At 63.7% G+C, this 8,876-nt stretch carries 9 protein-coding genes; 5 read left to right on the forward strand and 4 right to left on the reverse strand.

All coding sequences use genetic code 11. The features are described 5' to 3' along the window. The first annotated feature begins 55 nt into the window (after positions 1 to 55). Positions 56 to 730 carry a phytanoyl-CoA dioxygenase family protein gene (locus H2052_RS17650; RefSeq protein WP_293784878.1) on the forward strand — a complete coding sequence of 225 codons (675 nt, stop codon included), beginning with the start codon at positions 56 to 58 and terminating at the stop codon, positions 728 to 730. 196 nt (positions 731 to 926) lie between these two features. Here H2052_RS17650 and H2052_RS17655 read toward each other — a convergent pair whose 3' ends face one another. Next, complete coding sequence (locus tag H2052_RS17655) at positions 927 to 1,823, reverse strand: LysR family transcriptional regulator (protein ID WP_293784881.1); 897 nt, start codon at positions 1,821 to 1,823, stop codon at positions 927 to 929. 122 nt (positions 1,824 to 1,945) lie between these two features. Here H2052_RS17655 and H2052_RS17660 point away from each other — a divergent pair, with 122 nt between their 5' ends. The 4 genes from H2052_RS17660 (at position 1,946) to H2052_RS17675 (ending at position 3,941) form a co-directional block, all read left to right on the forward strand. Further along, entirely contained in the window at positions 1,946 to 2,266 is a 321-nt protein-coding gene (locus H2052_RS17660) for a UrcA family protein (RefSeq protein ID WP_293784884.1), read from the forward strand. A 177-nt stretch (positions 2,267 to 2,443) separates the two neighbouring features. Then, positions 2,444 to 2,968, forward strand: coding sequence for a glycine zipper 2TM domain-containing protein (locus tag H2052_RS17665; RefSeq protein ID WP_293784887.1), 525 nt, complete (start codon positions 2,444 to 2,446; stop codon positions 2,966 to 2,968). Between the two features lie 132 nt (positions 2,969 to 3,100). Continuing rightward, positions 3,101 to 3,343 carry a DUF3297 family protein gene (locus H2052_RS17670; RefSeq protein WP_293784890.1) on the forward strand — a complete coding sequence of 81 codons (243 nt, stop codon included), beginning with the start codon at positions 3,101 to 3,103 and terminating at the stop codon, positions 3,341 to 3,343. 4 nt (positions 3,344 to 3,347) lie between these two features. Beyond that, a complete protein-coding gene (locus H2052_RS17675) occupies positions 3,348 to 3,941 on the forward strand; it encodes a 2OG-Fe(II) oxygenase (RefSeq protein WP_293784893.1) in 594 nt (197 codons plus the stop codon). A 51-nt stretch (positions 3,942 to 3,992) separates the two neighbouring features. On the opposite strand, the gene H2052_RS17680 is transcribed toward H2052_RS17675, so the two are convergent. From H2052_RS17680 to H2052_RS17690, 3 genes are all read right to left on the reverse strand, one after another. Beyond that, positions 3,993 to 6,677 (reverse strand): TonB-dependent receptor, encoded by a 2,685-nt coding sequence (locus H2052_RS17680; protein WP_293784896.1) that lies wholly within the window; start codon positions 6,675 to 6,677, stop codon positions 3,993 to 3,995. Between the two features lie 81 nt (positions 6,678 to 6,758). Next, positions 6,759 to 8,222 carry a hypothetical protein gene (locus H2052_RS17685; protein WP_293784899.1) on the reverse strand — a complete coding sequence of 488 codons (1,464 nt, stop codon included), beginning with the start codon at positions 8,220 to 8,222 and terminating at the stop codon, positions 6,759 to 6,761. A gap of 207 nt (positions 8,223 to 8,429) precedes the next feature. After that, the coding region (locus H2052_RS17690; protein ID WP_293784902.1) for a S1C family serine protease at positions 8,430 to 8,876 on the reverse strand (447 nt) is incomplete at its 5' end.

Below are 8,876 nucleotides of genomic sequence, written 5' to 3' on the forward strand. Positions count from 1 at the left end.
GCTTAGGGGTGGGCGGTACGTTGCGCTCGGGAAGACATGCACTTAATTTCGGCTGATGATCGAGGTAACCGACCAGTTTCGTGTCGTTGGGGCGCAGCTGTTCAGGGGCGCGGTTCAGCCCTGTTTGTCGCAACTGAGTACGGTCCTTGCTGGTTCGCCGGCTGATGAAGTGGGCGTTCGCCTACACGGGAACGAAGCACTCGAAACGTTGCTGGCTATTGAGGGAGGCATCGGCGCGATCGCTGCGATGGCTTTAGGTCCTCTTGCCAGACCGGTTCGGGCCATCCTTTTCAACAAGACACCCACAACAAATTGGTCATTGGCTTGGCATCAGGATCGGACGATCTGCGTTAGGGAAAGGTGCGAGGTTGAGGGCTTCGGGCCTTGGACGGTCAAGCAAGGCCTGAACCATGTAGCGCCTCCCTTCGATCTTCTTACCCGGATGGTAACAATTCGTGCCCATCTCGACGACGTGCCTGCCACAAACGCACCCCTTTTGATCGCTCCAGGCTCTCACGCTGTCGGTATGGTTCCAGTTTCAAAGGTGGAAGAGATCGTGGCTCGTTGCGGCACCATGGCTTGTTTGGCTGCGGCGGGCGATCTTTGGCTGTATTCGACGCCTATTCTGCACGCTTCCGAGGCCGCCACAGAACCAGCCCGAAGGCGCGTTCTTCAGGTAGACTATGCGGCCTTCGATCTGCCTGGTGGCTTGGAATGGAAAGGCGTCTAATTCCGGCGTCCCCTCCCAATTCCACGAATCGACCTTAGGCTTGCTAACGAATTTATGCCCTTGAGAAGGTTAGAGAACGAAACCGCCTCTGTTGTTCGGGTCGTGCGCCCCTCGACTTCGCTCGGGATGATGATCGTTGATCAAAAAGGCCCTTCATCCCGAGCGAAGTCGAGGGACGCACGATTTTCCAGTCCGCTCATCCCCCCACGGGCCGCCGCGTCAGCCGGGAGAGCGCATCGCCGAGAAAATCCATCACCGCCCTTACGTGGGGCACATGTCGCACGCGTTCGTGCGTCACCAGCCAGACGCCGCGTTCGACGCCGCCGGGCACGGGAATGCAGCAGATGAGGTCCGGGTCCGCGTCCGCGACGAAACCGGGGAGAATGGCGACGCCTGATCCTGATTTCACCGCCGCGAGAATGCCGGTGACCGAGGCGTGATGGATGGCGACGGCGGATCCGAGGTCGTTTTGTTCCAGAAAAGTCTTGTAGATTTCCCATATCCGCCCGCCGCCTCCGACGATCAGCGGATGCTCGCGCAACGTTTCGACGGTGCGGGGCACGCCATTCGAGGCCGCATAGCTGCGGCTGCAATAGGCGGTCCATGGTTCGTCTCCAAGGCGGCGGCAGACAAGCCCTCCGCCGTGAATGCGCCGGGCCGAGCGCAGCGCGACGTCCGCTTCTCCTGCGGACAGATCGCGGACCGTATCCGTGGTGTCGAGCTCGATCGTGATGGATGGATAGGCGCGGCGAAGGTCCCGTAGCACAGGGGCAAGTACCGTGACTGTGAGGATTTCCTGCGCGGTGAGGCGCACCATGCCGCTGGCTTGCCGGATATGGTGGTTGGCGGCGTCCGCGAAGTTGGCCGTCGCCGTGTCCACCGCCTCTGCATGGAGGAGCAGGGCTTCGCCCGCCGGGGTCAGCGCATAGCCGCTCTGCCGCCGCTCGAAGAGCGTCACGCCCAGCGCGGCTTCCAGCGCGGTGATGCGCCGCGCCACGGTCGTCTGGCTGACCCGCAGCGCCTGACCCGCCGCAAGCGTGCTGCCCGTGCGCGCGACGGCGAGGAAATGGCGCAGATCGTTCCAGTCGAACACGCACGCATTCTGCACATTTGCAGAACGTGCTGGCAATATCGTTGTTCGGAGAGTGGGCGCAAACGCGCTATTCAGGCACTGCGGCGCCGCGAACCCCTCCCACACTGCATGGAGTTCAAACGATGAAAACCCTGCTTGCGCTCTCCGCGCTCGCCGGCGCCCTGTGGGCGCTGCCCGCCGCCGCCGAACCTACCACAGAGGCCACGCGCGTCGTGTCCTACGGCGATCTAGACCTTGCGACCCACGAAGGGCGCCGCGCGCTCGATCGCCGCATCGGGATCGCCGTGCGCAGCGCCTGCGGCACGGCATCGAGCGCCGATCTTGTCGGCAAGCGCGAGGTGCGCCGCTGCCGCGAGGCAACGCACGCGGCCATCGGCCCCGTCGGCGCCGCGATGCAAAGCGCCGCCCTTGAAGACGGTTCGGCGCGCCCTCCCACGCGCTGAGCCGCTCTGGCCCGTCGCAGCATCACCTGCGACGGGCCGTTCGTCGCACCTGTCCGAACCCTGACAGAGACATTCACAAGCCGTTCAAGGGCCGAGTCGCAATCTCTCCCGTGTGGTCATCGGCGGCTTTCGTTCCCCTCCCGCCGATGACCACCAACGAAGAGTGGAGAGACGGATATGTTCAGGAAGATTCTGATGGCCGCTGCGGCGATGACCATGCTGACCGCCGCGCCGGCGATGGCCGACAACGACCGTTGGGATCGTGGCGGCAAGCATTGGCAGAAGGATCGCCACGACGAACGCAAGGCCTATCGCAAGGGCTATCACGACGGTCGCAAGTACGACCGCTGGGATGATCGGCGCGACAAGCGCCATGCCTATCGCGAAGGCTATCGCGATGGCCGCTTCTACGACGGACGCCGCTATTACGACAGCTATCGCCCGGTGTATTACCGCGGCTCCAGCGACTATCGCGGCGGCTGGTACGGCAACAATGGCCGCTATTATTCGAGCTACGACCGCTGCCGCAAGGACAGCAACATCGAAGGTACGCTGATCGGCGGCGTCCTCGGCGGTGTACTCGGCAACGAGGTGGCGCGTCGCGGCGACAAGACCGTCGGCACCGTTATCGGTGCGGGTCTCGGTGCGCTCATCGGCCACGAGATCGACGCCAAGGGCGGCAAGCGTCGCTACTGCTACTGAAGGCCGTGCCGCCGGTTCGTATTGAACCCCATCGCGGCCGGCGGAACGGGCCGCCCGGACATGTGCCGGGCGGCTCTTTTCTTTCGCGCGAAAGAGGCTAACAAGCGGGCGAAGACACAGCAGGATCAGATCATGACCGAAACCGACAGCCCGCCAGACCGCTTGAGCGCGGACCCGGATAGCCCGTTCTTCAGCCAGGAGGCGATGGAGCGCGGCGTGGGCATCCGCTTCAAGGGGCGCGAGCGCATCGACGTGGAGGAATACAGCGTCAGCGAGGGCTGGATTCGCGCCGCGCTCGGCAAGAAGGTGGACCGGCGCGGAAAGCCGCTCACCATCACGCTGAAGGGCGACGTCGAGGCTTACTGGCGGAGCTGAGCCGATGCTGGAAGGCGCGCAGAAGGTCCCGAGTCCGAAGCTCGACCTCTACATCCGGAAGCGCTTTCTGACCCCGGAGGAATGCGCCGGGATCGTCGCGCGCATCGATGCGAAGCGGCGCCCGTCCGAAATCGCCGACGATCTGGGCTACGCCGCCTACCGGACCAGCGAGACCTGCGATCTCGACGGCGCGGACCCCGTTGTCGCCGCGCTCAATGAACGCATCTGCACCTGGATGGGGATTGATCCCGCCTTTGGCGAACCCATTCAAGGCCAGCGCTACGCGGTCGGGCAGGAATTCAAACAGCACACCGACTATTTCGAACCGGATGGTCCCGATTACGCGCGCTACTGCACCGTCTCCGGGCAGCGCACGTGGACGGCGATGATCTACCTCAACGAGCCCGCCGCGGGCGGCGCGACGCGCTTCAAGGTGATCGACAAGATCGTGCAGCCGGAAACCGGAAAGATCGTCGCGTGGAACAACCGCCGCGCCGACGGCACGCCCAATCCCGCGACGCTGCACGCCGCGATGAAGGTGCGGAGCGGTGTGAAATACGTCATCACCAAGTGGTTCCGCGAACGTCAGTGGGCGTGAAATAAAAAGGGCCCCGCACGCGGCGAGGCCCTTTCCGTCTGACCCGGAGTTTTAGAACTTCGCGCTGAGACCCAGCGAGAAGGAACGGCCGATGTCGTAGGTGTTCCGATCGACACGTGTGCCGTTGAACTCTTGGAATTCCTCGTAGTTCTCGCCCGTCAGGTTGCGTGCCTCGAACTTCACCTCAAGCTCGCGGCCTGCAACCGTGAAGCCCTGTCGCGCCACGAAATCGAGACGCAGGCCGGGTTCCTCGATGAAGTCGATCGGCGTGCCCTGATAGGAGAAGCGGTTCGAGATGCGGTTGCTGGCGTAGGTCAGCATCAGCGTCTGCTGCGACAGGCTTTCGCTGTCCTCGAAACCGATCTGCACGTTGACGATGTGATCCGACTGGCCGGTGAGCTTCGCACCGTCGTTGAAAACGAGCGAGGCCGCGATCGGCACGCCTGCGGTGTCGGTGGGGATCGTCGTGTCGCCGGCGCTCACCTTGATCTTCGATTGCGTGTACGTGTAGTTCGTCGCGATCAGCAGGTCGCGCGTCTCGAAGAACTTGCCGGGCAGCCAGTCCGAGAGCGCGAAGTACTTCTGCACCTCGAGTTCCGCACCGTAAAGCTGCGCTTCCGGCGCGTTGGCGAAGGTGGTGAAGAACGTCTGACCCTGCTGCGTGGCGATTGCCTCGATCGGCTTGTCGATCTTCTTGTAGAAGCCCGCGAGCGACACGCGCTCGTTGCGGCCCATGTACCATTCGTAGCGCGCTTCGAAATTCAGGAGCTCGCTGTCGGTCAGGTACGAGTTGCCGATGAACGTACGATCCGATTCCGTATCGAAATACTGCTGCGGCGCCAGCTCGCGGAACTGCGGGCGGGCGATCGTCTTCGAGGCGGCGATGCGGAGTTGCATGTCCTCCGCGAAGTTCCACGTGATCGTTGCGGCGGGCAGGAAATAATCGTTGGCAAGTCTCGTCGAAAGACCGGCGCCGCCACCTGTGCCGAAAAGATCGATGGCGTTCACGAACTGCTTGGCGTCCTCGTAGCGAACGCCGATGCTGGCGTTCAGGAATTCCATCAGCTCGATCTCGGCCTGCACGTATCCGCCGTGTACCTCCAGACCCGCATCGTACTTCGCGACACCCGCTGCACCGGAGCGGTCGGTGAGCACGATGTCGTAGGTGTAGATGTTGTAGTCAGAAAGCAGATAGTCGGGCCGCTGCTGCGCAACCGCAAGGCCGAGGCTCGCTTCCGGCAGGAAGGCGAAATCGCGGCGCGTCGAGGTGCGCGTCGTGTCCGCGTAGGCATAGCCCGCGGTCAGCGTGATATCGCGTTCAGTCGGCAGCTTCCAGCTGACGTTCGCGGAGCCCGCCCACACGTCTTCAGAAAGATCCGAGAACGAGATCGTCGCGCTCTGGCCGCCCGTGCGCAGGTCATTCAGGAAATCGCCGATCTCCTCGTCGTAGCGATAGCTGAACGCGCGCTCATACGGCGCCTCGCGCTGCGTGTTCGCATAGGTGCCGCGCACGTCGAGTGCGACATCCTTGAACTTGAACTCGCCGACAAACTGCGTGTCGATCAGCTGGCGCTCGAACCAGTTCGTGTAGCTCTTGTTCAGGCGATCGGAGCCGACATTGATCTCGTCGACGCCGTCCTGGACGCGCGCCTCCTTGGAGGTGTCGCGGATGTAGAGGTTGGTCCAGCGCAGCTTGTGCTCGCCGAACTCGTAGCCAAAACCGAGCAGGCCGTGCACGACGATGCGATTTTCGGTCGAAAGGAACCGGAAGTTGCTGTCTGGCTTGATGATATCCTGGCCTTCGCTGTTCGCGGAGAGGCCGATCGTCTGCTGCTGGAGTCCGCCGCGCGTTTCCCAGCTGTTGTCCCATCCGAAGGCTGCAATCACGCCGAAGCGGTCGCTGCCGATATCGAAGCTGAGACCGCCGCTGAAATCGAGCGATCCGTTGAGCGGAATGTCGTCGTTGCGCTGCACGACCGTGGTCGGCGCATTGAGCAGGCTCGCAGTCAGGCCCTTCATCGTATCAAGGCTGAAATTCGGGCCGACCACCAGAAGGTTGCCGCTGTTCATTGCAGCCTTCAGGTTCGCCGGAGTCGTGCGCGATCCGTCGTCGAAGCCCGTCCAGTCGGTGTCGCTGCCGTAGTAGGTGTAGCCGCGCTCGAAGGTGGTTTCGCTGTCGCCGCTGATGCTGCCGCCGACTTTGAGGAAACTCTCCTCGGGGATCGCCGCCGTCGTCAGGTTGATGACACCGCCGCCGAATTCGCCGGGATAGTTCGCCGAATAGCTCTTCTGCACAACCGAGCTTGCGATCACGTCCGTCGGGAAGATGTCGAGCGGCACAACGCGGCGCAGCGGTTCGGGCGAAGGCAGGGGGAGGCCGTTCAGAAGCGCCAGCGAATAGCGCTCGCCGAGACCGCGCACGTAGACGAAGCGACCGCCCACGAGGCTGAGACCGGTGACGCGCTGGAGCGCGCCCGCGATATCGCCTTCGCCGGTGCGCGCGATTTCCGCCGCGGAGAGGACGCTGATCACTTCCGGCGTTGCGCGAAGCGGTTCGGGTATGTAGCGGCCCTGCACGACGATCACCTCGTCGCTGGCGCTCACGCCGGGCGCGGAAATATCAATGGATTCATCTTGCTGCGGCTGCGGCTGCGGCTGCGTTTCCTGCGCCACCGCAGGCATTGATATGAGCGCGCTCGACAGCAGCAGGGTGGTGATCGACGAGATTCTGGTCATGCGGGCTTTCCCATCTTCCTGAACTGAAGGGGGGCGACGGCCGCCGATGCGCGCCGCCGCCCCGGATGCTTCACGGACGGATCAGTTCGCCGGATTGACGGTGCAGGCGGTTCCAGTACCGAGGCCGCAGGTCCAGCCTTGCCACCACGTGTCGGCAGCGTTCCGCACGGCGCCGATGTAGTCCACGTTCTGGAAGAAGCTGTTCACGGTCGCGAGGTTGTTGACCGCGGTGACGCCGCTTTCGTTGGCACCGTTCACGAAGACGCTCGTCAGCGTGGATGTTCCGGCGGCGGTGTTGTTGTTGCCGGCTACCTCGAACAGCGCCTGAATCTGCGCTCCCGTGACGTTGGCATCGTCAATGTAGGGCGCCGCGCAGGCGAAGAACACCGACTTGAACACCGGCGGGCCGTTCTCGTCCGTACCGGCGCCGGCGGCCTGAATGGTCGCCGCACCGTCGATATCGAGACAGGCGGAGGACGCCGCGCCAGCCAAGACCCAGTTGGTCAGCTGATAGTCGCCGCCGCCGCGCAGCAGGATCGCCGCGCCGCCGTTCGCCACGGCCGTGACGTTGGCGAAATGCGTGTCCTGGCGGACGGTTTCGTTGACCGATCCATCGCCCGAGCCGGCTTCCCAGACATAGTCGCCGCCAGCGGAGCCGGCCGTGGCGCGGTGCGTGACGATCACAAACTGGTTGACGCCGGTATAGCCGTTGTCGGTGTCGATCGAGTCGTCGTCGTTGCCGGTCAGCACGATATGCTTGCCGTTCACGGTGCCGCCGAACCACTCGATGCCATCGTCCGAGCTGTTGTGGACCTGCACGTACTCGAAGGTCGTGCCGCGGCCGACACCCGCAAGTGTGATGCCGTTCAGCTCGTTGCCCGCCGACAGCGCGAAGCCCGAGTAGCGGATCTGGAAGTACTTGAGCCGTCCGCTGTTGTCATTGGCGAGACCGCCGCCGTAGTAGGCGTTGGTGACGCCTTCCACCGCTGCCTGACAACCCGCCGTGCCTGGCGTCGTGCCGCCCGCCGAGCAGGTGCCGATCGGCGCACGGCCGAGGATGACGAGACCGCCCCACTGGCCGATGCTTTCCGCCGTCGAGGTGCCCTCGATGTTGGCGCGGCTCGTGAAGACGATGGGTTCGGCAGCCGTGCCTTCGGCATAAATCTGCGAGCCGCGGTTGACGACGAGCGCATCGGCGCCCGAGGAGCCGAATACGGTGACGCCCGGCTCGATGGTCAGGATGCCCGCGGTGCCGCCCGGCGCCGTGCCGTCAGAACCGACGTCGACGCCGACCTGAACGACGCCCGAAAGCGAATAGACGATGCCGTCGAGTTTGCGCAGCACGAGGCTGCCGGTGATCGTGCCCGAAACCTGGCAGGTGCGCAGGCCCGCGACCGAACTCACCTCGGCCGTGCCGGTCGGGCAGTCAGCCGTGGGGGTCGGCGTCACGATGACGCCCTCGCCCGGGGATGCAACGTCGTCAGCGCCGCAGGCGACAAGCGCGAGCGCGGAACCAAGCATCAGGAAACTGCGGAGATGTGACATTGAAGCACCCCTTTGGTGGTCGTTGGCAAACAAGGCGGTCATTGCGAATCAGAAGCAATGACTGCCGTCCCGAGCCGGACGCCTAGGGGTGATTCATGATGGAAATATTACAAATTTCGCAATGTTTTGCGAACGCATATTGTGACAGTTCGAATCAATACTTTCACGGTATTTTCGTGAAAGTGAAATAATTCTGTAACAATACGATCAGTCGGTGAAGTCGACCACCGCTTCGCGGGCCTCACCGTCGCGCATATAGCCGATCACGACGCGCTTTGACTGGGCGAGTTCGTCGGCAAGTTCCATCACCTTTTCCTCATCATGGAGGCCGCCGCCGTTGATCGTGCTGACAATATCGCCGTCTTTCAGGCCGGCGCGGGCGAAGAACGGCATCGTGGAGATCTTGCGCACGCGGAAGCCGAGCATCATTTCGCCGTGCTGTTCGCGGACGAGGCCGAGCTGGAAGGCGAGCGTCTGGCGGCGGCGGTTGTCGCCGCTGAACGCCGCGCGCGACAGCGTGGGGGCCTTCGCGACGGGCCCGGCTTTCGCCTTCGTGTCCGTCGTCACGAGCGTCGCCGCGGGGGCGGTGCCGTCGAATGTGAGCAGCGGCACTTTCAGCCGCGTGTCGCCGCGCGCGACGATGATGTGGCCGGG

This window comes from Sphingosinicella sp. (assembly GCF_013911755.1).
GTDB lineage: Bacteria > Pseudomonadota > Alphaproteobacteria > Sphingomonadales > Sphingomonadaceae > Sphingosinicella.